The sequence below is a fragment of the Phenylobacterium sp. genome (assembly GCF_036495085.1).
Classification (GTDB): domain Bacteria; phylum Pseudomonadota; class Alphaproteobacteria; order Caulobacterales; family Caulobacteraceae; genus Phenylobacterium.
Genome location: NZ_DASXNL010000018.1, coordinates 1 through 23,934, shown reverse-complemented (window position 1 = coordinate 23,934; position 23,934 = coordinate 1). Strand labels below are relative to the sequence as shown.

At 67.4% G+C, this 23,934-nt stretch carries 25 protein-coding genes; 11 read left to right on the top strand and 14 right to left on the bottom strand.

Translation table 11 applies throughout. The features are described 5' to 3' along the window. Positions 1-4 precede the first annotated feature (4 nt). The 6 genes from VGI62_RS02990 to mnmH form a co-directional block, all read right to left on the bottom strand. Positions 5-2,110 (bottom strand): PQQ-dependent dehydrogenase, methanol/ethanol family, encoded by a 2,106-nt coding sequence (locus tag VGI62_RS02990; RefSeq protein WP_331502908.1) that lies wholly within the window; start codon positions 2,108-2,110, stop codon positions 5-7. Between the two features lie 43 nt (positions 2,111-2,153). Then, a complete protein-coding gene (locus VGI62_RS02985; RefSeq protein ID WP_331502907.1) occupies positions 2,154-2,486 on the bottom strand; it encodes a hypothetical protein in 333 nt (110 codons plus the stop codon). 52 nt (positions 2,487-2,538) lie between these two features. Further along, positions 2,539-2,832 carry a hypothetical protein gene (locus tag VGI62_RS02980; RefSeq protein WP_331502906.1) on the bottom strand — a complete coding sequence of 98 codons (294 nt, stop codon included), beginning with the start codon at positions 2,830-2,832 and terminating at the stop codon, positions 2,539-2,541. 105 nt (positions 2,833-2,937) lie between these two features. Then, positions 2,938-3,045 (bottom strand): hypothetical protein, encoded by a 108-nt coding sequence (locus VGI62_RS22390; protein ID WP_414695626.1) that lies wholly within the window; start codon positions 3,043-3,045, stop codon positions 2,938-2,940. A 23-nt stretch (positions 3,046-3,068) separates the two neighbouring features. Continuing rightward, on the bottom strand, positions 3,069-3,191 hold the full coding sequence (locus VGI62_RS02975) for a hypothetical protein (protein WP_331502905.1): 123 nt from the start codon (positions 3,189-3,191) through the stop codon (positions 3,069-3,071). Between the two features lie 134 nt (positions 3,192-3,325). Then, positions 3,326-4,396, bottom strand: a complete 1,071-nt coding sequence (gene mnmH / locus VGI62_RS02970) for a tRNA 2-selenouridine(34) synthase MnmH (RefSeq protein WP_331502904.1) — start codon at positions 4,394-4,396, stop codon at positions 3,326-3,328. Between the two features lie 44 nt (positions 4,397-4,440). Here mnmH and selD point away from each other — a divergent pair, with 44 nt between their 5' ends. From selD to VGI62_RS02950, 4 genes are all read left to right on the top strand, one after another. Beyond that, complete coding sequence (gene selD, locus VGI62_RS02965) at positions 4,441-5,505, top strand: selenide, water dikinase SelD (protein WP_331502903.1); 1,065 nt, start codon at positions 4,441-4,443, stop codon at positions 5,503-5,505. Positions 5,506-5,583: 78 nt separating this feature from the next. Continuing rightward, complete coding sequence (locus VGI62_RS02960; RefSeq protein ID WP_331502902.1) at positions 5,584-5,955, top strand: BlaI/MecI/CopY family transcriptional regulator; 372 nt, start codon at positions 5,584-5,586, stop codon at positions 5,953-5,955. Further along, entirely contained in the window at positions 5,945-6,883 is a 939-nt protein-coding gene (locus VGI62_RS02955; protein ID WP_331502901.1) for a M56 family metallopeptidase, read from the top strand. The genes VGI62_RS02960 and VGI62_RS02955 overlap by 11 nt, the downstream gene beginning before the upstream one ends. A 10-nt stretch (positions 6,884-6,893) precedes the next feature. Then, positions 6,894-7,433 carry a hypothetical protein gene (locus VGI62_RS02950; protein WP_331502900.1) on the top strand — a complete coding sequence of 180 codons (540 nt, stop codon included), beginning with the start codon at positions 6,894-6,896 and terminating at the stop codon, positions 7,431-7,433. 9 nt (positions 7,434-7,442) lie between these two features. On the opposite strand, the gene VGI62_RS02945 is transcribed toward VGI62_RS02950, so the two are convergent. Then, the gene (locus VGI62_RS02945) at positions 7,443-9,242 is read right to left on the bottom strand and encodes an alkaline phosphatase family protein (RefSeq protein ID WP_331502899.1); all 1,800 of its coding nucleotides are present in this window, start codon (positions 9,240-9,242) and stop codon (positions 7,443-7,445) included. Positions 9,243-9,474: 232 nt separating this feature from the next. Between VGI62_RS02945 and VGI62_RS02940 the strand changes: the two genes are divergently transcribed. Further along, positions 9,475-10,974, top strand: a complete 1,500-nt coding sequence (locus tag VGI62_RS02940; RefSeq protein WP_331502898.1) for a sigma-54 dependent transcriptional regulator — start codon at positions 9,475-9,477, stop codon at positions 10,972-10,974. Positions 10,975-11,028: 54 nt separating this feature from the next. Here VGI62_RS02940 and VGI62_RS02935 read toward each other — a convergent pair whose 3' ends face one another. Then, a complete protein-coding gene (locus VGI62_RS02935) occupies positions 11,029-11,340 on the bottom strand; it encodes a hypothetical protein (RefSeq protein WP_331502897.1) in 312 nt (103 codons plus the stop codon). After that, entirely contained in the window at positions 11,337-11,606 is a 270-nt protein-coding gene (locus VGI62_RS02930; protein WP_293371969.1) for a DUF2312 domain-containing protein, read from the bottom strand. Before VGI62_RS02930 ends, VGI62_RS02935 begins: the two co-directional genes overlap by 4 nt. 139 nt (positions 11,607-11,745) lie before the next feature. Here VGI62_RS02930 and folE point away from each other — a divergent pair, with 139 nt between their 5' ends. After that, on the top strand, positions 11,746-12,333 hold the full coding sequence (folE, locus tag VGI62_RS02925) for a GTP cyclohydrolase I FolE (RefSeq protein ID WP_331502896.1): 588 nt from the start codon (positions 11,746-11,748) through the stop codon (positions 12,331-12,333). A gap of 77 nt (positions 12,334-12,410) precedes the next feature. On the opposite strand, the gene VGI62_RS02920 is transcribed toward folE, so the two are convergent. Both VGI62_RS02920 and ykgO read right to left on the bottom strand, forming a co-directional pair. Then, on the bottom strand, positions 12,411-13,019 hold the full coding sequence (locus VGI62_RS02920; protein ID WP_331502895.1) for an HAD family phosphatase: 609 nt from the start codon (positions 13,017-13,019) through the stop codon (positions 12,411-12,413). 11 nt (positions 13,020-13,030) lie between these two features. After that, a complete protein-coding gene (gene ykgO, locus VGI62_RS02915) occupies positions 13,031-13,156 on the bottom strand; it encodes a type B 50S ribosomal protein L36 (RefSeq protein WP_111456358.1) in 126 nt (41 codons plus the stop codon). 144 nt (positions 13,157-13,300) lie between these two features. Here ykgO and VGI62_RS02910 point away from each other — a divergent pair, with 144 nt between their 5' ends. Continuing rightward, entirely contained in the window at positions 13,301-14,623 is a 1,323-nt protein-coding gene (locus VGI62_RS02910) for a lytic murein transglycosylase (protein WP_331502894.1), read from the top strand. 7 nt (positions 14,624-14,630) lie between these two features. Here the strand turns inward: VGI62_RS02910 and VGI62_RS02905 are convergent, their stop codons facing one another. Then, positions 14,631-15,962, bottom strand: coding sequence for an MFS transporter (locus VGI62_RS02905; RefSeq protein WP_331502893.1), 1,332 nt, complete (start codon positions 15,960-15,962; stop codon positions 14,631-14,633). Positions 15,963-16,077: 115 nt separating this feature from the next. On the opposite strand from VGI62_RS02905, the gene motA reads away from it, so the two are divergent. The 4 genes from motA (at position 16,078) to VGI62_RS02885 (ending at position 19,797) form a co-directional block, all read left to right on the top strand. Continuing rightward, positions 16,078-16,956 carry a flagellar motor stator protein MotA gene (gene motA / locus VGI62_RS02900; RefSeq protein ID WP_331502892.1) on the top strand — a complete coding sequence of 293 codons (879 nt, stop codon included), beginning with the start codon at positions 16,078-16,080 and terminating at the stop codon, positions 16,954-16,956. 189 nt (positions 16,957-17,145) lie between these two features. Next, positions 17,146-17,436: a hypothetical protein gene (locus VGI62_RS02895; protein WP_331502891.1), complete on the top strand. Its 291-nt coding sequence runs from the start codon at positions 17,146-17,148 to the stop codon at positions 17,434-17,436. Positions 17,437-17,541: 105 nt separating this feature from the next. Beyond that, the gene (gene mnmD, locus VGI62_RS02890; RefSeq protein ID WP_331502890.1) at positions 17,542-19,347 is read left to right on the top strand and encodes a tRNA (5-methylaminomethyl-2-thiouridine)(34)-methyltransferase MnmD; all 1,806 of its coding nucleotides are present in this window, start codon (positions 17,542-17,544) and stop codon (positions 19,345-19,347) included. 57 nt (positions 19,348-19,404) lie between these two features. Next, positions 19,405-19,797, top strand: coding sequence for a DUF6491 family protein (locus VGI62_RS02885; protein WP_331502889.1), 393 nt, complete (start codon positions 19,405-19,407; stop codon positions 19,795-19,797). Positions 19,798-19,884: 87 nt separating this feature from the next. Here VGI62_RS02885 and VGI62_RS02880 read toward each other — a convergent pair whose 3' ends face one another. Together VGI62_RS02880 and VGI62_RS02875 are read right to left on the bottom strand one after the other, a co-directional pair. Beyond that, a complete protein-coding gene (locus VGI62_RS02880; RefSeq protein ID WP_331502888.1) occupies positions 19,885-22,908 on the bottom strand; it encodes a TonB-dependent receptor domain-containing protein in 3,024 nt (1,007 codons plus the stop codon). 517 nt (positions 22,909-23,425) lie between these two features. Further along, positions 23,426-23,701 carry a hypothetical protein gene (locus VGI62_RS02875; protein ID WP_331502887.1) on the bottom strand — a complete coding sequence of 92 codons (276 nt, stop codon included), beginning with the start codon at positions 23,699-23,701 and terminating at the stop codon, positions 23,426-23,428. Positions 23,702-23,934: the final 233 nt, after the last annotated feature.

Here is a 23,934-nt window from a genome sequence, read left to right as displayed (position 1 = left end):
CTAGCTACTTCCCCGCCGTCACCACGGGCAGAGGCTCGCCCCTGCCCTGGCTGATCAGGAAGGCGCGGACATCCTCCACGTCCTGCGGCTTCAGGAACCGCGAGAAGCTGACCATGCCGTTGTGGGCGCGCACGCCCTGCATGACGACCGAGTTGAAGTCGTCCGGCGTGGTGATCATCGGCGAGCGCTTCAGATCCGGCAGCCAGGAGCCTGTGGCGTTGGCGCCGTGGCAGACCTGGCAGTTGTTGTTGAACACGACAAAGCCGTGCTTGGCATCGCCCGTGGTCTTCACCTTGGAGAGGTCGATCTCGGGCTGGGCCGGCAAGACGAAGTCAGGCGCCTTCGCCGTTCCGCCGAGCTTGAAAACCAACAGGCGGCCAGGCAGCCTCGGCCGCGTCGGCAGAAGCGAGGGCGCCGAGACCTGGCCGCCTCCGCCCGCACCCACCATCAGCGCCACGTACTGCTCGCCGTTCAGCTCGTAGGTCATCGGCGGAGCGATCACCCCGTTGCCGGTGGGATAGGCCCACAGCTGCTTCCCGTTGGCTGCGTCGTAAGCATAGAACTGCCCTTCGGCTGCGCCCTGGAAGACCAGGTCGCCACCGGTCGCCAATACGCCGGCGTTCCAGAAATAGGGACGCGGGACGGTCCAGACGGCTTTCTGATTGACGGGGTCCCATGCGATCAGCGAGCCCTTGATCTGCGCCGCCAAAGCCTTGGTTTGCTCGGGCGTCATGGGCGCGGCGTTGGCCAGGAGGTTGACGCCAAGGTTCCAGCCGCCAGGCCTGAAGGTGAAGTTGGGATCGTTCTGGAACGCGAACGGCATCTGCTGGGCGGGGATATAGACCAACCCCGTCTTCGGGCTGAACGCCATCGGGTGCCAGTTGTGGGCGCCCAGTGGGGCGGGCATCTGCAGTTCGACATCCTTGCCGTAGCGGGCCGCCGGGTTCTCGATCGGCCGGCCGGTGTTCATATCGATGCCGGTGGCCCAGGTGACGGGCACGAAGTTCTTGGCCGAGAGCAGCTTCCCGTTGGTCCGGTCGAGCACATAGAAAAAGCCGTTCTTCGGCGCCTGCATCAGCACCTTGTGCGGCGCCCCTGCGATGGTCAGGTCGGCCAGAATCATCGGCTGCACGGCCGAATAGTCCCAGCTCTCGCCGGGGTTAACCTGATAGTGCCAGACGTATTCGCCGGTGTCGGCCTTCACCGCCACGATGGATGAGACGAAGAGGTTGTCGCCCTTGCCGCCCGAGCGCTCCTCCTGGTTCCACGGCGTGCCGTTGTCGACCCCGAAGTAGATCATGTCGAGCGTCGGGTCATAGACGATGGCGTCCCAAACCGTGCCGCCGCCGCCGACCAGCTTCCACTGGCCCTCCGGCCAAGTGACCTGCGCCTTGGCCTTCATCACCTTGTCGGAAGCCGCGCCATCCGCCGCACCTGTCGGGTTGGGGATCGTGTAGAAGCGCCAGACCATCTTGCCGGTCGCAGCGTCGTAGGCGGTGATGTAGCCGCGCACCCCATATTCGGCCCCGGAGTTGCCGATCAGCACCTTGTCCTTCACCACCCGGGGCGCGCCGGTGATCGTGAAGGGCTTGGCCGGGTCCGTGGTCTGGACGGACCAAACAGGTTTTCCGGTCTCGGCGTCGAGTGCGATCAGCCGGCCATCCAGCGTCCCGACGTAAACCTTGCCCTTCCAGATCGCGACGCCGCGATTCACCACATCGCAACAGGCGTCGAAGCCCTTCTTCCCATCGACCTTGGGGTCATAGGACCACTTGGGCTTACCGGTCGCAGCGTCGAAAGCGAACACCTTGGACCAGGCCGTCGTGGTGTAGAGCACGCCGTCGACCATCAGGGGCGTCGCCTCCTGGCCGCGGTCGGTATCGAACTGGGCGTACCAGGCCAGGCCGAGTTTGCCGACGTTGGTCTTGTCGATCTTGGCGAGCGGGCTGAACCGCTGCTCGGAGTAACCTTTGCCGTAGGAGATCCACTCAGTGTTGGAGTCCGCGGCCGCGATTCGCGCGCCGTCGACGTTCGCATGGCCTGCGGGCTTCTGGCAGGCGGCGACGCACGCCGCCAGCAGCAGCGCCAAACCGAGCCTGATCATCCTCATGGTCGCCCTCTCCCTTGGCCTTATGGCTAGGCCATTGGAGGCACTATGCGCGGACTTGGCTTCCGGGCAAGCGGTCCGCCACGTCAACCGGACCGCGCTCGACGAGCCAGGCGATGAAAGCCACGGCCAGATAGCTCAGTAGCGTCACCGCACCCATCTGGACCCCTTCACCGCCCTCCGGCGCACTCAAGGCGTAGATCTGCCGGGCCACGAGGAAGGCCAGGAACAGGGCCGCCGGCCAGACATGGCGTCCGGCCCGCACGCGCCAGCCGGCCCAGAATGCGCCGGCGACGGCTAGCAGTCCTATTTCGATGGCCTGCTCGGCCACCGGATAGTTCCAGAGGCCCAGGCCGACCTTCCCGCCACCGAACCACAACTCCAGGTCTGGCCGATGAACAAGGAGATCGGCAGCCAGTGCGAGAACACCGTCATTCCGACGAACACCGCCGCGCGCCAGGGCCGCCGCATGGCCCAGCGCAGCGCCAAGGCTGCGGCGATTGACCAGGCCAGCGCGCCGGGCAGGCTATGGGTGAAGGCATGTGGTGGAGCACCAGCGGCGAGCCCGGCAGGGTGGGATCGACCCGAGCCTTCTCGACGCCGGCCAGGATCAGCGTGGCCCAGCCCACGTCCAGGAGCTCGCAGCCGACAACGTAGGACCAGAGCGGCGCCCTCGGCTCAGCGGCCTTCGCGGCCAGGGCGGCCGAGTAGTGTCCCACGAACATGAGCGCCCCCGTCAGCGATGCACAGCAGCTTGCCCACGCTCCCGCCGGGCGACTCCGGGCAGGAGCGTGGTTCAGCTATGCGATCCTGCATAGGCCTTGAGGCGGCTACTTCTTGTGCGCCGGGTGCAGCACCGAGACAACCTCAGCCGGTTTGGCCTTCGGTTGCTTCGGCTTTCGTATTTCCTTGTTCGATTTCTTCTGACCCTTGGCCATGGCGGGCTCCTTCGAATTCGCGGTCAGCGAGTGCTGCGACGGTCGTTGAGCATCGGCGTCCTGGGCGCCTGAACAGGCTTGCCGGAAGAGCGCGGATCGGTGAGGTCGCGGCGGTGTGGTGTGATCGTACCCTGGTAGGTCTTCATGGCGGCGTCCTCAATTCCGGCGCCGCGGAGTGCGGCTCGGCGCGCCCGAGCCGCCGCGAACGCGTGGCGGCTGGGCGCGTCGTTCGGTGATGTCGCTTAGATAGCACGCGAGCCGAGCCGGCCGTTCCATTCTTTCAGCTGCGGGCAAACGCCTCGACGCGACGGGCGATCTCCTCGGCGACGGCGTCAAGCTCGGCGTCCCCGATCCGCGCCAACTCCAGCACGCCGAGGCTCGGCCGCGCGCTCTTGGCGGCGGCGCGGCGATAGGCCGGGTCGTAGTGAAGTTCCATAAGCGCCAACGCCAGGGCCTCGAAGTCACCGGCGTCGGCGAGCGCGCCCCAGGCCTGCAGCCGCTTGCGGCCTGGCGGGGTCGGCAGGCGCCGCAGGGCCTCATCAAGCGCCGGACGGTCAAGCGCGATGTCTCGATAGGCCCGCACAAGGTAGGCCGCCCGCGCAGCGGCGGGCGCGGAAAGTTCGATGCGCGGCGCCACGGCCATGGCTTCCCAAAGTGCTGGCGGCACCATCCGTTCGCCAACCTTGCTGGACTCCGCCTCGACGATCAGCGGGCGACGGGGATCGAGCCCATCGAGCATGGTGAGCAGTCGCGACTCGAACATCTTCTGGCTGGGCTGCGAAACGCCGGCCAGACCGCCGAACAGCGACCCTCGGTGGGCGGCGAGGGCCTCCAGATCGAGCACCTGGTGGCCACGTGTCGCGAGCCGCTGCAACACCTCGGTCTTGCCCGAGCCCGTGCAGCCGTCCAGCAGCACCAGCCGCAGCGCCAGCGGCGCATCGTAGAGCCGGGCGGTCACGTGCCGCCGCCAGGTCTTGTAGCCCCCGGCCAGCACGCTCGTGCGCCAACCGACCTGGCTGAGGATCGTCGCCATGGCCTGCGACCGCTGACCGCCGCGCCAGCAATACACCAGCGGCTGGAATGATCCCGGACGGTCGGCGAGCGTGGTCTCCAGGTGGTGAGCGACATTGCGAGCGATGTAGGCTGCGCCGACCCGCCGCGCCTTGAAGCGATTTTCCTGCACATAGATCGTCCCGACCTCGGCGCGCTCGGCGTCGGTCAGTACGGGCAGATTGGTCGCGCCGGGCGCGTGATCTTCGGCGAACTCGGCGGGACTGCGCACGTCGATCACCATGTCGAACCGCGACAAGCTATCGGCGTCGGCCGTCTGGAGGATGTGGATGCCAGACATTAGACTCATCGGCTTGCGGGCGCCGCCGCCCTATAAGGCGAGCTATGACAGCGATCTCGTCCGAAGCCAGCCCCCAAGATGTTCGCCTGACGTCGCTCGCCCACGGCGGCGGCTGCGGATGCAAGCTGGCGCCGGCGGTGCTGCAATCGATCCTTAAGTGCATGCCGGCGACAGCCGCCTTTTCCGACCTGATGGTGGGGACCGCGACATCCGATGACGCGGCCGTCTGGCGCCTGAACGACGCCCAGGCCCTGGTGGCGACCACCGACTTCTTCATGCCCGTCGTCGACGACCCTTTCGACTTCGGGCGGATCGCGGCGGCCAATGCGCTCTCCGACGTCTACGCCATGGGCGGGACCCCGATCCTGGCCCTGGCCATCGTCGGCATGCCGGTCGACAAACTCAGCCCGGACACCATCCGCGCGATCCTGGAGGGCGGCGCCTCGATCTGCGCGGCGGCGGGCGTGCCGGTGGCCGGCGGGCACTCCATCGACAGCGTCGAGCCGATCTACGGCCTGGTGGCCCTGGGCCTCGTCCACCCAGATCGGGTGCTGACCAACCGAACGGCCAAGGCTGGTGACGCCCTGATCCTGACCAAGGCTCTGGGCGTCGGAGTGCTCAGCGCTGCGTTCCGGCAGGGGCGGCTCGACGCAGCGGGCTACAAATCCCTCATCGACTCTACGACCAAACTGAACGCCGTCGGGCGCGAGTTGGGCGACGCCGCTGGCGTGCACGCCGTCACCGATGTGACTGGGTTCGGCCTGCTGGGCCACCTGCTGGAGATTTGCCGCGGTTCGGATCTCTCCGCCGAGATTTCCGCCACCCCCCCGCTGCTGGCCGGCGCCGAAGCCCTGGCGCGCGCCGGCGTCAGGACCGGCGCCTCGGGTCGCAATTGGGCGAGCTACGGCGACGACGTGCATTTGCCCGCCGAGCTACCGGACTGGAAACGCGACCTGCTCACCGATCCGCAGACCAGCGGCGGCCTGTTGATCGCGGTTGCGGCGGAGGAGGCAGACCGCATCCTTGGCCTTGTCCGCGAGCGCGGCTTCGACGCCGCGGCGGTTATCGGTCGGACGATCCCGGGCCCCGCGCAGGTACGGGTAGGCTAGAACGGCGAACTCGCGAACCGGTGACTTGACGCGCGATATTACGATTGTAACGTCAGCGGGAAGTACGGATGTAAAGCCATGGCGCGAATATCAGCCGCAGAAAGCCAGGTCATGGAAGCGGTGTGGCTCAAGGGGCCGCTGTCCGCCGACGAGATCGTCTCCGCCGTCGGCGAGCCGCAGGGATGGGGCGAAGCTACGGTCAAGACGCTGATCAATCGCCTGTTGAAGAAGAGGGCGCTGATTTCGGAGCGCAGCGAGGGCCGTGCGCGCTACCGCCCGCTGGTCACCCGCGAGGAATATGTGCAGGGCGAGAGCCAAGGGCTTCTCGATCGGCTGTTCGGCGGAGAACTTGCGCCCTTGGTCGCCCACTACGCCCGGCACCGCAACCTGTCATCGGATGAGGTGAAGCGCCTGAAGCGCCTGATCGAAGGCCTCGACGATGGCGACTGACCTGCTGGTCGCCATCGTTCACCTGAACCTTGCGGCCGCCGCCGCGATCCTGATCGTGCTGGCCCTGCGTCAGAAGGCGCGGCGACACCTCGGGGCGGAAGTCGCCTACCGGCTATGGGTTTGCGTCCCCATCGCGGCAGCCGCAGCGCTGGCCCCGGCGGCGCCGGCGACCCGCATCTATCCTCCCGGCGACGGACCTCACTTCGATCCGATCTTTGCGGCTACCCAGGCGCTCGATAGCGCGCCCGCCCGGACGCTGTTGGCGGTCTGGCTGTTGGGCGCAGCCATCGGGGGCGTGGTGATTGCACGCCGCCAGCTACGGTTCCTGCGGATGGCGCGGCGCGGCCTCGCGGGCCCGGCCGTCACCGGATTCTTCGTGCCTCGGATCATCATGCCAGCGGCTTCCGACCAACTCTACTCCACCGAGGAGCGTGCGCTGATCCGCGCGCACGAACGCGCCCATATCGATCGTGGGGACCCGCGCACAAATGGCTTCATCGCCCTGGCCCAGTGCCTGCTGTGGTTCAATCCCTTGGCGCATATCGCGGCGCGCGAAGCCAGGTTGGACCAGGAGTTCGCCTGCGACGCCGCTGTGCTCGCGCGCCGCTCGGGCCAGAAGCGTCTCTATGCCGAGACCTTGCTGAAGACTCAGATCGGTGGCGTCGCCACGCCGCTCGGCTGCCACTGGCTCACCGGTCCAGCGCCTCATCCCCTGGAGCAACGCATCAAGGCCCTGCGGCGCCCTTCGCCCGGCTTTCAGCGTCAGGACGCGGGCGCGGTCCTCACGGCCTGCGCCATCGCGCTCGCCGCGTGTGGCGCGTGGAAGGCGCAGCCGGCCGGAATGGCCCAGGGCATGCCGCCCATCCTCGTCCCGGTGGAGGTCGAGCACCACATGCAGGCCATCATCGTTTCGCCGATTTACCGCTAGGGGGCCGGCCTTGACCCGAGTCCTCGGCGGCGGCGGTTACCCGCTCGTTGGGAGCCTGAGGGTATTGGTCCCACTTTTCTTGCTCAGCCTTGCCGCTTGCGACGGCGACGCGAACGCCAGCTCCGCCGTCAACGCGCGGCGAGCGCAGGACACGCCGCAGTTGTGGCTTGTCCAGGTGATCGGCGAGGGGGGCCTCCCGACGGCCCCGACGTTCGTCTGCGCAAGCACGCCTCCGCGCGAAGCGTTCGTGCATACCCTCCAGGTCGAAGGCGCGCCCTGCCGGGACGTCACCCCGCCGCTCATGCGGAAACGCCACTGGGCGCTTCGCTGCCGGGCCAAGGGGAGCCTATTCGCCGTCAGCGACCAGACCCTTGGCGACGTCACCGAGGATTTCCGGCTCGTGTCCATGCTTACTCCGGTGACGCAGCTCTCGGGGGTCGGGCCTTTGCGCCTGGCGCAACGCTTCCGCCATGTCGGTTCCTGCCCGCCCGGCTGGCGGGTAGGTGATCAGGCCAGCCCCGGCCAGCGACCGCGAAGACACAGAAGCTGACGAACCAGACTAAGGCTTGAGGCCCAGTGTCCGCCCCGGCATCCCAGCGGCGTCGAAATAGGTCTCGCCGGAGGCTTCCTGCGCATTGAGCACCGTTGTGAAGCCGTTGGCGGCAGGCTCGGAGCGTTCGACGATCACCCGCGTCTCAGGCGGCGCACCGCCGTCTCTCAACGCCTCGGCCATCACCCGTCCCCTGACGTGACCGTTGTTCGAGAGCTCGAGCCCCAGGACCTGGGCGAGCGTGTTGGCCCAGTCAGCGTTGCTGACGGGCGCCGGGTCCCTGAAGCCGGCTTTGAAGTCCGGACCGACAGCGGCCATGAAATTGTGGGTGTCGGCACGGCTGAAGGCCCCGTGGATTCCCTGCCCCTGCTGTTGTCCGCTGTCGGCCACCTCGACGCCGCAGAGTTCGGGGTCTGCGCAGCCGGTGGAGAAGCTCTTGAACGAGACCACAATCGAGGGCTGCGGCGCACGCGCTGCGCCGATCAGACCGATTTTGCTCATCGGCAGCGCGCCGGGTATCGAGCCCAGCCCGTCGTTGACGAAGATGCCGCCCGTGTAGTCCTGGCCAGTCAGGAATTCGACGATCCGCGGAGCGACCGACCTGGCGTCGGACCCCGTGAGATAGATCAGCGCCGAGCCGCCATTGGGTGCGATGACCACGGACGGTTGCATCGGATCGGCGCCCAGCAGCGCGCCGGTCTTGGGGTAGAAGCCCTTCGCCGGGTCGACGTCAACGCCGGCGGCGTCCCGCAAACGCAGGCCGAGCGCCTTGGCCATGTCAATCGCCATGAAGCCGCTCGGGAGGAAGCCCGGGACCACATCGCGGTAGTGCAGCTTGGCCGCCGCGCTCGTTTCGCTCCGGCGCGACAGGGTGGAAAAGCCATGGTCGGCAGTGACCACGATATCGGTGTCGGCATCGAGCCCCAGATATTTCAGCGCGTCGAGCAGGGCCTGCAGATCATCGGAGGCGTTGCGGATAGCCGCCTTGGACGTCGCGCCGTTGATGCCCGGCTCCAGGACATTGAGACTGTCGCCTTGGTCGTGCTGCGTACCGTCCGGATCTCGCGACCAAAAGACCATAACGAACGGTTTGCCCGCGGCCTTGAACCTGGGGAGCAAGACCTTGGTCGCGACGCCCGCGAACCAGTTCTGCTGTTCGACATTGGCGACCTGCACGCCCGGCATGTTGTAGGCGCCGCCACCGCCGTTCAGACCGCGATCGGGCGCCGCCACCGCCAGGCCAGCCGCCTTCATCGCCGCCGCAACCTCCGACGCCAGCGGAATGCCGGCGCTGCCGTCGCGGCCTCCGGTGGCGTCGTCGATGACGATCGTGCCCAGGCCGTCGCGCGACACGACGTCCTGGATCGCGGTCGGGCCGTGTTTGCCGACCGCTGCGGTCGCATAGCCCTTCGCCCGGGCCGCCTGCAGCAAGGTCGTTTCGCTCAGGTAGTTGCCCGCGTAGCGCTGGTTCAACAGTCGCTGCAGGTCGTCGTCTTCGAGCCCGGCAAGGACCGAGCCGTAGGGCGGCGGAAAGCCCTGGCCGACGTAGATCGTGTTGCCGAAGTCCCCTGTGTCTCCCAGGAGGTGACCCGTGGCGATCGCCGAGGCGTTGGGAGTGGTGACTGTCGGATAGAGCGAGTGGCTGTTCTCGAAGTCGACGCCGTCCGCCCGGACCGCGGCCAGGGCGGGCGCCGAATCCTGCGTCACACTGTGCGACCGAAGGCCGTCGGCCACGAAGATGATCACGTTGCGGGCCGCCGCAGTTCCGGGCGACCAGAGCGCCAGCGAGGCCGCGAACCCTGCCGCCATCGCAGCTAGCCTTGTTTTCCGCATGTCCCGGCGCGCCGCCCCAATCATGACAGCGCCATAGCGTGGGTTCATGACAGTTCGACCGGCCGAATCGGACGGCGCATCGGACGGCGGCCGTTAACGCCTGACTCAGGTCTCCGAAACCCGGCCTTTACGCATGCCCTGTATCAATTCGCGACAACAGGAGCCCTCGTCCCATGAGGCGGGGGCCGGTTTCGGTGGGTGTAGTCAAATGGCCAAAACGGTTCTCGTCGTCGACGACGATCCGACACAGCGTCGGCTGATCCAGGCCGTCCTCGAGCGGAACGGCTTCACGGTTGCGCACGCTGAGAGCGGCGACCAGGCGATCCAGCACCTAGGGCTCGGCGCGCCCGCCGACGTCGTCCTGCTTGACCTTGTCATGCCCGGGATCTCCGGACAGGAAACCCTGGTCGAGATGCGCGCACGCGGCTTCAACCAGCCGGTGATCGTCGTCACCGCCACCGGCGGCATCGATACCGTCGTGCGGGCCATGCAGGCCGGGGCCATGGACTTCTTCGTCAAGCCGGCGGCGCCCGAGCGCATCATGGTCTCGATCCGCAATGCGCTCTCGATGGGTGCGCTGAAGGGCGAGGTCGACCGCCTGAAGAAGCACGCGAGCGGGCGCACGAGCTTCGAGGATCTGATCGGCTCCTCGCCTGCCATGGTGATGGTCAAGCGCCTAGGCGAACGCGCCGCGAAATCGTCGATCCCGATTCTGATCACGGGGCAGAGCGGCGTTGGCAAGGAAGTCATCGCCCGCGCCGTGCATGGCTCATCCGAGCGCGGAGGCAAGCCCTTCGTGGCGGTGAACTGCGGCGCTATCCCCGAGAACCTCGTGGAGTCGATACTGTTCGGGCACGAGAAAGGCAGCTTCACCGGCGCCACCGACAAGCACCTCGGCAAGTTCCTGGAGGCCAATGGGGGTACGCTGTTCCTCGACGAGGTCGGCGAACTGCCGCTCGATATCCAGGTCAAGCTGCTGCGCGCCCTTCAGGAGAGCGAGATCGATGCGGTCGGCGGCAAGCGTCCGATCAAGGTCGATGTGCGCATCGTCTCGGCGACCAACCGCGACCTCTCCCTCGCCGTGAAGGAGGGACGCTTTCGGGAGGACCTCTTTTATCGCCTGAACGTCTTCCCCATCGAGGCCCCTGCGCTGCGCGAGCGTAAGGATGACGTGCCGGCCCTGGTCGACGCCTTCGTGCGCCGCTTCAACGTGGAGGAAGGCAAGTCCGTGGTCGGGGCGACCCCAGAGACCATGGCCTACCTTTCTGCGTTCGATTGGCCCGGCAACGTCCGCCAGCTTGAGAACGCGGTCTACCGCGCGATCGTGCTCGCCGACGCTCCCTATCTCCAGCCGCACGATTTCCCGGCGATCTCGGGTGTCGCCCCGCCGATTCACACGACCGACAGCGGCCCGCCTTCCACTGTGGCGATCACACCGATCGGCGGCCAGTTGATGCCGGACCTGCCCCAGGCGGTGCCGGTGCGCATCCTCGACGAACGCGGGCACCTGCGCACGCTAGAGGAAATCGAGCGCGACCTGATCCAGCTCGCCATTGAGATCTACGCCGGCCACATGAGCGAGGTCGCCCGCCGCCTCGGCATCGGCCGGTCGACCCTCTACCGCAAGGTCCGGGAACAGGGCCTGGAGGACGTGATCAAGGGGGTGAACGATGAAGCCTCCGACGAGGACGACGCTCAAGTCGCCTGACGTCGATTGCGGCGGACTTTTCGCATTCCCGGCAGGCAACCGCCGGCGATCCAGCTAAGGCTCAGGCCTCCCGCGCCGCCGGAAGGGCCGGCGCTTGAGGTCCTTCTTCTCGCCCTTCGCCTTGGCCGTGATCTCTTTGAGCTTCACGGTCTGGAGCGCCGAAAGCGCCTCACCCGGCGCGCCCTTCTCCGGATCGCCAAAGGCGCGGCCGAACGTCTTCAGGCGGTCGGCGACACTGCCCAAGAACTCGCCTTCCCAATCGGAAAGCTTGACGCCGGCGCGCTCGGCCTGACGCCGGGCGCGCTTCAGCGCATTCAGCGCAGCCCGCTTGGCTGCGGCCTTCCGATCCGGTGGCTTTCGGTTCAAATCTCTCCGATCGCCGAGAGGTAGAGGTCGAGGATTGCATCTTCCTCCAGGCGCTTGGCGCGATCCTGTTTGCGAATGCGGACCACCTTGCGGAGGATCTTGACGTCGAAGCCGTTGCCCTTGGCTTCGGCGAACACTTCCTTGATCTGCTCGGCGACCTCGGCCTTTTCCACCTCCAGCCGCTCGATACGTTCGATGATGCTCTTGAGCTGGCCTTGGGCGGCCTGGTTCAGCACATCGGGATGGGCGGAGGCGTCGTCGGCCATGGGAAGACTCTTCAAACTGGAACGGAGGTTGGACCGGACCCTAGCGGGGGCTCCCGCGGCTGTCATCCGCTCCGCCGCCTTTTCCCCGCGAACCTTCGCCGCATGCTAGCCGTTGAGATCTGGCGGCGCGGAGAGCGAGATGTCCGAAAAGACCGAACCCACTCAGGCTGAGGCCGAGGCCGCCGTCCGCACCCTGATCCAGTGGGCCGGCGACAATCCCGACCGCGAGGGTCTCGTCGACACGCCACGTCGGGTGACCCGGGCCTACAAGGAACTGTTTTCGGGCTACGAGGCCGATCCAAGAGCCTACCTCGAGCGCACCTTTGAAGAAGTGGGCGGCTACGACGAACTGGTGATCCTGAAGGACATCAGGGTGGTGAGCTTCTGCGAACACCACATGCTGCCGTTCCTCGGCAAGGCCCATGTGGGCTATTTGCCCAGGAACAGGGTGGTCGGCATCTCGAAGCTGGCCCGCGTCGTGAACGGCTTTGCGCGGCGCCTGCAGATCCAGGAGAAGCTCACCGCCGAAGTCGCCGAAGCTATTCAGGACATCCTCGACCCGAAGGGCGTCGGCGTCGTGGTGGTCTCCGAGCACAGCTGCATGACCATGCGCGGCGTCAACACACCCGGCTCGCGCCTGACCACCAGCCACCTCCTGGGCGTCGTCCGCGACGACCCCAGAACGCGCCAGGAGTTCTTCGAACTGGTCCGCAGCAACGACCACTAAGAAGGTTGGATGAGTATCGCGATGCTCTGCGCGCGCCCCGCGTCCCTCCGATGTGTGGGCCCTCACGCGCCGGAAGGTCAGAGCAAGCCCGCCGCCTCCAGCGCCGGTCGCAGGGCGGCCGGGTCGGTGAAATGGTGGACGTGGAAGCCGAGATCGCGCGCCGCTTTGACGTTGTGCGCGGCGTCATCGACAAACATGAGTTCTTCGGGCGCAAAGCCGAAGCGCTCGCTGGCCAGGCGGAAGATCGCTGGGTCGGGCTTGATGAGGCCTTCCGCCGCCGAGGCGACGACTCCCTTGAGACGGCTGAAGGCCGGGCTCATGGCCATGGTCCGCTCGAGGGTTTCAAGCGACACGTTGGATAGCCCGAATTGCGGCACGCCCTTGGCGTCGAGCGCCTCGATGGCCGCCTCAGTCTCCGCGATCGACCCGGAGAACATCTCCCACCAGCGATCTTTCCAGGCCCAGATTGCGGCTTCGTGCTCGGGATGGCGCGCGGCGAGCGACCCGCAGTTCTCGGCGAAGCTGACGCCGCGATCGGTGGCGATGTGCCAATCGATCGTGCACACCTCCGTCAGGAAGCGGTCACGCTCCGCCGGATCGGGGAAGATTTTCGAGTAGAGCGTACGCGCGTCCCATCGGACGATGACGTTGCCGAAGTCCCAGACGACCGCCCGAGGCATCGGCATCGACGAAAGCGTCAGCCCTGCTTGGCTTTGAAGCGCGGGTTCGTCTTGTTGATGATGTAGACGACGCCCTTGCGGCGCACGAGCTTGCAGTCGCGGTGACGCGTCTTGAGCGACTTGAGCGAGCTTCTGACCTTCATGACCTTGATCTCGGGCGCGCGGACGTAGGCGTCCGGGGTTTCACAGGGAGCGCGCGGATATACGGAAAGGGTCTGCCTAAGTCAACGCCGGCGCGCTTCGTCTTCCGATTGAGCCCGGACTCGACGCTCGTTAGTCTCCTGCGGATGCTTCATCGCCGCGGTTCCCTCCTCGTCCTCCTTCTCCTCCTGGCCGGCTGCGCAAGCCCCGCCGTCAAGCCGCAGGCGCCTCTTCCCGCTGCCCCCCCGAGGCCCGCCATTGAAGCGCCGGCGCCCGCGGCGCCGAGTGAGCCGGCGTTGGTCAGATCCATCCGGCCGCCCACCGCCTCGGGGGATCAGGTCTTCGACGCCTGGGCCGCCGATTTTTATGGAAGGGCGGTGAAAGCCGGAATCTCGCCCCAAATTCTGGACCGTGAGATGGCCGGGCTGACCCCTGATCCGCGGGTCACCGCCCGCGACAGCCGTCAGCCCGAGTTCTCCCTGCCGATTTCCACCTACATCAAAGGCGCGGTGACCGAGGGCCCGATCAACACCGGTCAACGCAAACGCGTCGAGGTCCAGGCGCTGCCGGCTATCGAACAGCGCTACGGAGTCCCGCGCGAGATCCTGATCGCCATCTGGTCGCGGGAGACCGCGTTCGGCGCCATCCAGGGGGATTTCGACGTTATCCGCTCCATGGCCTCTTTGGCCGCGCAGGGCCGCAGGCGTGATTGGGCGGAGGGCGAACTGATCGCCGCCCTGAAGATCATCGCTTCCGGAGAGGCCACGCGCAGCCAGCTCAAGGGCTCATGGGCGGGCGCTATGGGTCAGACCCAATTCACGCCTACCTCGTTTCGTGCGACCGCCGTGGATGGCGATGGCGATGGCCGACGAGACCTTTGGAACTCGCAGGCCGACGCGCTGGCCTCGGCCGCCAATCTCCTGGCGAAGGGCGGCTGGACGCCCGGCCAGGGTTGGGCCCGAGAGGTCGTCGTGCCGCCAGGCTTCGACTTCAGCCTGAGCGAAGGGCCGAAACTGACCCCGGCGCAATGGGCGGAAAAGGGCGTCAAGCGGGCCGACGGCGCGGCCTGGTCCGCCGCCGACCAGGCCGCGCCGGCACAGTTGCTCGCGCCGGCCGGCGCCTCGGGACCGATCTTCCTGCTGCTGCCAAACCACTTCGTGATCCGGAAGTACAATAACTCGGTGGCCTATGCGCTCGCGGTCGGACTGCTCGCGGATCGGATCGCCGGTGGCGCTCCCCTCGTCAGGGCGTGGCCGGCCGAGACGCCCCTGTCCTTGGCCGACCGCATGACCGCGCAGCGGGCGCTCGCAGCCTTGGGCTTTAATCCCGGGACATCGGACGGCGTCGTCGGCATGGGCACCCGCACCGCGCTCCGGGCCTGGCAGAAGGCGCGCGGCATCACCGCTGATGGGTACCTCTCGCCCGCCATGATCGAGAAGCTGAAGAAGGAAGCCGGCGGAGACCTCTAGTGGCGCGCTAAGTCCCGCCCTCGTCGCTCTTTTCGAGGGTCGCAAGGGCGGTGTCGGCGCGCGTGGCCGGCGCCGGATCGGCGTTGCGCAAGGGCCCGCTCAGGAAGGTGTAGGCCAGCATCGCCAGCATCAGCGCCATGTTCAGGAGAAAAGGCGCAGGGTGGTAAGCCCGGTAGAGCGCCATGAATACGGGCGCAAACACCGCATTGATGCCGTTGACGGCGGCAATGGCTCCAGCCACCCGCGCCTGCTCACGCCAGTTCACTGCGAGGGACGATCCTGCGGTGAACCCCGGCCGGGCGAAGCCGAAGCCGAGGCTCGCCACCGCATAACCGGCCACAACCGTCGAATAGTCGTGCGCGACGGCGACCAGCATGTTGCCCAGTGCGGCGCAGGCCACGCCCCAGCGCAGGAGCTGGCGCGGTGTCATTTCGAACATCCGGATCACGCCCCACTGGGCCAGCAACCCCGCCACCGCCCCGAACGCCATCGCAATCGCAATCGGATGCTGCGCGGCCAGCGGTGAAACCCCAAGCTTGTCGATGATCAGGAAGCCGAGGGTCTGCTGCTGCGCGGTCTGGCTGGTCGCGACGATGAAGCCGTAGACGAGGAACGGGACGACACGCGGGTCGCGCCACATCGGTCCCGCCGAAGGCGGCGGCCCTAAGTCCTGAGCCTCGCTCGCCGTCTCAGCCTCCACCTCGGCTCGCCGCACGCTCTCCGGCAGATACCGCCAGACGACGAACAGCATGGCCGCCGCGATCAGAGCGAAGCTGAAGAGCGGCCCTGCCAGCCCGAGCACGGGATAGATGAACACCGGCGCCAGGAACGGTCCGACGACGGTGCCGATCCCAAAGGCGCCGGCAAGCATCGCCATCGACTGTGTGCGCTGATCTCGCGGTGTGTGGTCGGCGACATAGGCCTGGGTCGCTGGGTTCGACGCGGAGCCGAACAGGCCGAAAAGGGAGCGACCCAGAAGAAACAGGATGAAGATGACCAGCGGCGCAGCCATGTGGCGCAGGCCCGCGCTGACCACCAATCCGCACAGCGTCATGGAAATCATGAAGCCGGACAGTCCGACCATCATCAGCGGCTTACGCCCGAACCGGTCCGAGGCGCGCGCCCAGAACGGCGAGGCCACGGCCCACATGATCGCCGAGAGCGAGAAGATCGCCACCACCATTTCGTCGGGTATGCCGATCGAGCGGCCGATCGCGGGCAACACGGAGATCAGCCCGGTGTTTCCCAGCGCAGTGGCCGCCGACACCCCGATAATGATCGCGACCGCCCGTTTCGGGAGGGTGCTCTGTGAAACCTCGGATGCGACGGCGGCAACCATGCTCCGCCGATTAGGCCGTGCGGCGGCGGCGCGCAAACCCCCAGGCGCATCCACTGGCCTGTCCACCCGAAATTAAGCAATAACAGCCAAGGTTCCCGGACCCGCGGGAGACCCAATGTTTCAGATCATCGGCATCGTGCTGCTGTTCGCGCTTGTGTTCGGCAGTTTCATCATTTCCGGCGGGAACATCGGGGTCATCATCGGCGCGCTGCCGCATGAGATGATGGCCATCGGCGGCGCCGGAACCGCCGCCTTCCTGATCTCCAACTCCACCCGGGTTATCAAGTCCGTCGGCAGCGGCATGGGCAAGGTGTTCAAGGGGCCCAAGTGGAAGCCCAGCGACTATCGCGACCTGCTGTCGCTCCTGTTCCTGCTCACCAAGACCATGAAGTCCAAGGGCGTCATCGCTCTGGAAAGCCACATCGAGAACCCCAAGGAGAGCTCGATCTTCTCGCGCTACCCGCGGATCATGACAGACCACTTCGCGGTCGACTTCATCTGCGACACCTTGCGGATGATGACCATGAACCTGGAGGATCCCCACCAGGTCGAAGACGCGATGGAAGCCCAGCTCGAGAAGCACCACCACGAAGCCCTGGCCGCCCCCCACGCCCTGACCAGTCTCGCTGACGCCCTGCCTGCGCTTGGGATCGTGGCGGCCGTACTGGGCGTCATCAAGACCATGGGCGCGATCACCGAGCCCCCTGCTGTGTTGGGCGAGATGATCGGCTCGGCCCTGGTCGGCACTTTCCTGGGCGTGTTCCTGGCTTACGGCTTGGTCGGGCCGATGGCGGTGCGTATGGCGGCGGTCCTCGAGGAGGACGGGTCCTTCTACAAGATCATCCAATCGGTGCTCGTTGCTCACCTGCACGGCAACGCCGCACAGATCTCCGTTGAGATCGGCCGCGGGAATGTGCCCTCCGGCGCGCAACCGAGCTTCCTAGAACTTGAAGAAGCCCTTACGACGATCCCGCCGGAAGGCGCGCCGGCTTGATCCCGCGCCCGCGCCAGGCAGGTCGCGGCGCAAAAATGATCACGAACTCGTGAATTCAGGGATTGCTCTCGCTGCCAAGCTAGGTATTTTTCCCAAGCGCCCAGGCTCGTTGGCCGATTCCCGTGCCGGAACCGGTTCTGCGACGCTTAGTAGGTGTCAGCAACATCTTCGACGTCAGGGATCCTGAATATGAACTCCGAACTCCTCCGCAAGCTGCTCGTCGCCGGCGCCGCCGTCGCTGCTCTCTCCGTGGCCGCTTGCTCCAAGCCGGCTGACAAGGCCGCCGACGCGACCGCCAACACCGCCGCCGTGGCCGCTGACAGCGCCGCGACGAGCGCCAACGCCGCCGCCACCGACGCCGCCGCCGCCGCCGGCGACGCTGGTAAGGCCGCTGACGCCGCCGCCACTGCCGCTGCCCCGGCCGCCGCCGCCGCCGCTGCTCCGGCCGCCGCCGCGCCGGCCGCGCCCGAGAAGAAGTAAGCTTCTCGTCGCGATTGCGATCGAAGGGCCGCCCCTCAAAGGGCGGCCCTTTTTCGTTGCCGGCGCGCTATCCTTGGGGGCGCCACGATCCTCTCCAAGGCGACGATGAGCGACAAGGCCGTCCCCTCCGCCCCCGAAGGACCGCTCGCCTGGAGCGACGACGGCCAGCCGCGTTCGCGGCTCTATGGCGACGTCTATTTCTCCGCTGAAGACGGACTCGCGGAAGCCCGCGCGGTGTTCCTGCAAGGCTGCGGCCTGCCCGAGGCGTGGCAGGGCCGACGCCGCTTCGTGGTCGGCGAGCTCGGCTTCGGGACAGGGCTGAACATCCTGGCGCTGATCGAGCTCTGGGCGCGCACGCGCCCGCCGCAGGGCCAACTGCACATCTTCTCCGTCGAGGCCCACCCGATCACCGCCGATGACGCACGCCGCGCACTCGGCCGCTGGCCGGAACTGGCCGGCCTGTCCCCGCCGCTGCTCGCCCGGTGGCCGGGGCAGGCCCGGGGGCTGCATAGGCTGGAACTGCCGGACCTGGGCGTGATCCTCGATGTGGCCGTGGCGGAGGTCCAGGCCGCGCTGCAGGGCTGGTCCGGCCGCGCGGACGCCTGGTTCCTTGATGGTTTCGCGCCTGCCCTCAACCCCGCCATGTGGCGCGAGGAGGTTCTGGCCCTGGTGGCGGCGCGCTCGGCCCCGGGCGCCGTGGCGGCCACCTTCACGGTCGCAGGCGCGGTTCGCCGCGGGCTCGCGGCGGCGGGCTTCGCCGTGGAGAAGCGGCCGGGCTTCGGACGCAAGCGTGAGCGGCTTTCCGCGCAGCTCCCAGGGGCGCGGCAGGATCGGCGGTCTGTTCGCCGGGTGGCCATCGTCGGCGCCGGCGTCGGCGGCGCAGCGGCGGCGCGAGCGGTCGAGGCGCTGGGCGGCGAGGCGGTGGTCTTCGACGGCGAAGGGCGAGGCGCGGGCGCGTCGGGCAACCCCGCAGCCCTCGTGACGCCCCGGCTGGACGCCGGCCTTGCGACGCCCGCCCAGCTGTTCGCGGAGACCTTTCGACGCAGCGTCGCGTTCTACGAAGACCAGCCCGAGGCCATCATCTCACGCGGCGCCCTGCAACTCGCCGTCCAGCCGCGCGACGCTACACGGTTCGCCAAGGTCGCCGCCTCCGACCTGTTCGCGCGTGGAACCCTGGCGATACTGCCGCCGGGGGAGGCGAGCCACCGGCTGGGCGAGCCGGCGCCTGACGCCCTAGAGCTGCTCGACGGCCTGGTGATCGAGCCGCGTATCACGCTGAACGCCTGGGCGCCGCAGGTTCGGACGGCAGCGGTCCAGCGGATCGAAGACATCGACGGCGTCTGGAGCCTATTCGACGCCGCCGGCGAGACCCTGGCCACCGCAGACGCTGTGATCGTCGCCGCGGGACTGGCGTCCGGCGATCTGATCCCCGGTTTGCCGCTCAGCGCCGTACGCGGACAGGCAAGCTGGACGGCCCTAGACCAGCCGCCGCCGGCCGTGGCGTTCGGCGGCTATGCGATCCCGACCCGCGCCGGGGTGCTGTTCGGCGCCACCCACGACCGCGGCGACGTCGCCCGCGACATCCGACCGGACGATCACCGCCGCAATCTGCAGTCGCTCGCTGAAGGCCTGCCACGCCTCGCAGAACGATTGGCCGCCGCGCCCTTGGAGGGCCGCGCCTCGATCCGCGTCGCGACGCCGGACCGGCTGCCCGTAGCGGGCGAAGCATCCGACTCAGAGGGCCTCTTCGTGCTGGGCGGCTTCGGCGCACGCGGCTTCACCCTGGCCCCCTTGCTGGCGGAGCATGTGGCGGCGCTGGCGATGGGCGCGCCCTCGCCCCTGGCCGCGCCATTGGCCGCAATCGTCTACCCCGCGCGGTTCGCCCACCGCGCCGCCAGGCGCGGTTCATAGGCGGTTCAGCGGGCCCATATAGGCTAGGCCCGGGACAGGTTCGTAAGGACTCGAGTGATGAATGCCCACGTCGCCGCGACCGTAGCGGCCCTTCTGGCGCTAAGCGCGACGGGCGCCGCTGCGGCTGACGCCGCCAAGTCGCGCCCGGCGGGGCGGCAATGCTTCTGGACCCGCAACGCCGACAGCTTCGCAGCCGCGGACAACCGCACCCTGTACGTGAGAGTGGGGGTGCGCCAGGTCTTCGAGTTCGAGATGTTCGGCCCATGCCAGGACATCGACTGGAACCAGCGCATCGCGCTGGTCTCTACCCCTGGCTCCAATATCTGCACCGGCATGGACGCCACGGTGATCAGCCACTCGCCGATCGGCCCGCAACGCTGCGCCGTTCGGGCGGTCCGCAAGCTGACCCCGGAAGAGATCGCCGCTCTCCCGCGCCGCGCCAGGCCGTAAGCGCCCAAAAGAAACGCCGGCGCAAGGCCGGCTTGCTCCCTCAAAAAAGAAGGGGCGCCGGCACATCAGCCGACGCCCCTGGGAAAGCTAGAATTTCTTACGCACGCCCAACTGGATGACGCGCCCGAGGAAGAAGGCGTTGGTGTAGTCGTAGTTGTACTGGCTGCGGGTGAACGGCGGATCGGTGTCCAGGATGTTGATGATCCCGACCGTCAGCGTCGTGTCCCAGGGCAATTGCCCGGTGTAGACGAGGTCGTGGGTGATCTCGTCGTCGGTCTTGAGGCTCGACGTGCCGACCAGGTTGTCCGTCCCGCTCTTGAAGTGGGTCGTCCAGCGCAGGTTATGCGGACCGGAGGTCCACTGGATGTAGCCGTTCGCGCGCCATTTCGGGTAGGAATAGAAGGCGCTTAGCAGCTCCGTCTTGCCGGCCCGATCCAGCGCTGGAGCGATGGTGAAGCCGTCAAGCGTCACCAGAGCGCCGCGCTTGTACTCGATCAGATAGGTCGCATCGGCGCCGAACGTCAGATCGCCGCCGAACAGGGCTTCCGGCCAGAAGTAGGTGCCGTCAAAGTCAAGGCCGGAGGTGTCCACGCTTGGGCCGTTGATCAGGTTGGCCTTCACGGCGAGCAGGTTGGCGGGCGAGCAATCGTCGGTCGCGGGGTTGCCGTCATCCGCAAACGTGAACCGGCTGCGGAACGCGGCCACGTCGCACTTCCAGGTCGACGGAGTCGCGCTCGGGAACATCGTCGAGACCAGCGAGGCGGCCGTCTCGTTGGTCAGCTCGTCCTTGAACTTGAACTTGTAGTAGTCGAGCGTGGCGTGGAAGCGGCTCGTCTGGACGATCGCGCCGACGTTATAGGTGTCCGCCGTCTCGGGCTGCAGGTTCGGGTTGTTGGCCGTATCCACCGGACGATAGAGCGATCCGACGCCCGGCAGGTTGAACTGGGCCAGGCCGCGGACGTTGCCGGGCGTGATCGAGGGCTGCGTCGGCGCGCGGAAGGTCGAACCCGCCGAGCCCCGGAAGGCCAGCCAGTCGAGCGCTTGCCAGCGGATCGAGACCTTGGGGTTGGTCGTCGAGCCGAAATTGCCGCCGTAGTACTCGTAGCGAGCCGCGGCGGAGAGTTCGAGTTTGTCGGTGATCGGCAATTTGACCTCGCCGAAGACCGAGGAGACCGTGCGGTCGACGTCGATTTCCTGCACCGCCGAATAGAAGGTGAAGGCCCCGGTCCCGGAATTGCCGCACCCCGGCAGGCCATCGCCGAAGGGAATGCTGTCGACGCACGGCGTCGCGTTGATGTCGTAGAAGTCCGGAACCGTGATCTGTGTCCGGTCGTAGCGCGCCTGGACGCCGAAGGCCCAGCCGATGGGGCCGCCTCCGATGTCGAAGGGCACCTGGCCGTTGAACACCGCCTCACCCACCGCGAGCTCGGTGTAGGTGTCGCCGGTCAGCTGGAGGTGCAGCCAGTTCAGGAGGGTCGAGCTGTTGTTGCTCGCCGACGGAGCGGCAAACGGGTTGGTCCCTCCCAGTCCCTTGCTGGCTGTGTAGGCGTTGGAGAAGGGATTGAAGTACTCGCATCCGCCGGCGCCGGGCGTGCCGGTGACCGGGTTGCACCCGGGTCCGCCCAAGCCGCGCAGCGCCAGCTGCAGCCGGGTCACGGAGATGTCGGGGCCTGCGCCCGCTTCGCCGTGGTTGACCTGATAGGTCGCCGAAACGCGCCAGCCGATGTCGTCGAAGGTGTGACCGGTCAACGAGCCCGAGACGCGGAAGGCCGTCGCCCGGCGCGCCTGGTGGTCGGCGCCGTCGTCGAACAGCGGATTGCCGCCGTAGCCTTCCGGCCGCCACAGGGTCTGGGAGGCGACCACGCCGTTGGCTGCCGCGTTGGTGCAGATGGAGCCCAGCGCCGGGCAGTTCGCCGGGTTGGCCAGGAAGGCGATCAGGCCCGGGTTGGTATTCGGGACGTAGAACCGCGACTGCTGGTTCAGGCCGACCGCCGGATAGGGCGACGTGCCGCCGCCAGGCGAACCGCCCGAGGCCACGATCGGCGTCGGGAACTGCGTCGTGGACTGCGCCGGCGACACGCGCTCGTTGGGAACGTCGTGGCGGGCCCACAGCACCTCGCCGTGGAAGTTGATGTCGTCGGTGATCTGGAAGTTCAGCTGCCCGTAGATCGAGTAATGGTACTCGTCGTTCACGAGGTTATCGAACTGCGTGAACTGGAATCGGCAGCCGGACGACGGCGCGGCCGCACTGACCAGGACGCCACCCAGCTCCGCGCAGCCGTTGTCGACGAAGGACTGGCTGAACGTTCCGGTCGCCAGTTGGGCTGCGGTCCCGGTCTGGAAGACGCCCGGGTTCGACGCCGTCGACCAGCCGCCGAAGTTGTTCTTGGCGAAGGACTGCAGGGCCCAATCGCGGTCGGTGGTGCGCAGTTCGCTCCGCCGCCGGTAGGTGGCGGTGATCATGGCGTCGCCGCGATCGAACCGCCAGCCGCGGGCGGCGCTGATGTCGTAGTCGCCGCCGGAATCCTTGATGTAGGAATAGTCGGCGTTGAACTCCCATCCCTCCAGGTCGTGTCGGGTGATGAAGTTGACCACGCCGCCGACTGCGTCCGAGCCGTAGGTCGCCGCGGCGCCGTCGCGCAGGATCTCGATCCGGCCGATGGCGATGTTCGGGATGAAATTGATGTCGACCGACTCCAGCGCCACGGCGGCGGGAGACGAGGCCATGCGCTGGCCGTTGAAGAGCACCAGGGTGCGCGCCGAGCCGAAGCCGCGGAGGTTGACCGTGGCGGCGCCGGCCGCCGTCCCGAGGAACCGGTTCGATTCGCCGATCGAGCCCTGAGCCGCGGTGATGGTCTTGATCAGGTTCACCGTCGTCGGGGAGCCCTGCTTCTTCAGGTCGTCCGCGCCGATGACGTTGACGGGCAGCGCCGCGTTCGTGGGCGTGCCGGCGATGTAGGAACCGGTGACGATGACTTCGCTGACCTCGCTTCCGGCGGCGGCGCCGGCCGCGGGGGGCTTGGGGGCTTGGGCGGCCGCCGACTGTGTCACTCCAAATGTGAGAACGACGGCCAGCACGGACCCGCCGCAGAAATATCTGCTTTTCAGCATGAGTGGGCTTCCTCCCCTGGAAGGGCGTCGTCCCCGTCTGATGCGGGGTCGTTCCGCCCGTAACGGAAGGATCATCCGATGTGTATCAGGGCTGGCCTAATTCTTTTCGGAAACGACGCATAAGCGACTACAACGACACGTTGCAGACACAGTCGGCGGGCTCGAGCACTGGCGGCGTACCCGGATTTCTAACACCGGCGCCCGCCGATCGGGCGCGGCAACGGTGCGCGTAGGGGCCGCCTTACGAGCCCTCTCGTCCTAAAGTTTCGCAAGCCCGGACGAGTGACACCGGCGTCAACTTCCGGCGCGTCAGCCTGATCATCCATACTCGAGCTTCGAAAGGCCCCGCTTGTTGCAGAAATGTCTCTGCGAAAAATATCTAGGCGCCGGCGCCCACTAACCGATGAAACCACCACGCTCTGCTTCATAGGCAGAGGGTCGGCTGCGGCGCCGCCAACGCAGAACCGCCGCCGAATCCCAGCTCCGGCGCGCTCCCTCGTTCCTGATCCCGCGCGCTCTAGTACTGCAGCCTAAGGGTCATGCCGTAGGTGCGGGGCAGCCCTAGGAAGGCGTCATACGAGCCGGTCTGGGCGACGGCGTCGAAGCCGACCTGCGTGTAGAACTGGTCGAAGATGTTTTGGCCCCACAGCTCGACCCGCCAGCGCCGATCCTCCGGTCCAACCGCGAGACGAGCGTTCACCAGGGCAAAGCCCGTCTGGTTCTTCACCGGATCGAGGTTCGAGCCGAGTACCGAGGCGGTGCTGTTGAAGTAGTAGGTCTCTGCGTAGGTCACGCCGCCGTTGAGGGTCAGGCCGACGGTGACCTCGCTCTTGGCGCCCAGCGTGAATTCCGGCCTGGTCCCCGGCTTGCCCCTAAGCGCCGTTGGGGGGCAGGCAAGTTGGACGCACCTTGCCGCCCCACCTCAGGCGGTCGCCTTCGGCGGGTATGCGATCCCGACCCGCGCCGGTGTGCTTTTCGGAGCCACCCACGACCGGGACGACGTCGCCTGCGACGTCCGGCCCGATG